The organism is Burkholderia sp. Bp8994, assembly GCF_003853805.1.
Lineage (GTDB): Bacteria > Pseudomonadota > Gammaproteobacteria > Burkholderiales > Burkholderiaceae > Burkholderia.
Genome location: NZ_QTQH01000058.1, coordinates 1 through 490 on the forward strand (window position 1 = coordinate 1; position 490 = coordinate 490).

At 62.9% G+C, this 490-nt stretch carries 1 pseudogene; it reads left to right on the forward strand.

The annotated features are described in order from the left end of the window. Positions 1–490: pseudogene (locus DIE04_RS29540) on the forward strand (hypothetical protein); the annotation flags it as partial.

A 490-nucleotide genomic window follows, 5' to 3' on the forward strand; every position in this document is an offset into this window, starting at 1 on the left:
GGAACGAAGCCGGGGTTCTGGTATCCGCCGTCGCCGCCGGCCAAATTCAATCTCGTCGGCGCGGTCAAAGGAAATGAATCGGTTCTGGGCGTGGCGGCAACGCTTGTGACTGCGCCACTCCTGTTCGTCGTGACCGGCATCAGTTCGGCATTGAACATGCTCCGCGTGAACGCCGATCCGCCGAAGGGCTGGATAGTGGTGGCGGATGCTCCGGCGCTTGACGAGCCATTCCCGCCGAAGGCCTTGCGATTCGGCAAGTCAGTCGAGACCAGGGACGGCGACGCGATCAGCGACTTCAACGAAGGCAACGATCCGCCGGCTGCTTGGCGCGACGCGAACAAGAGCGATGCAGACAAGCGCGCTGACGATCCGTACGACCAGTACAAGGCAAAGAACGAGGACAGCGTCGCCCGAGGTACGGCCGCAACGGAAGCTGGACAACGTTACGAGGACCGCGCGCTGATGCGCATGGAAGCGCGCCGGACATTGA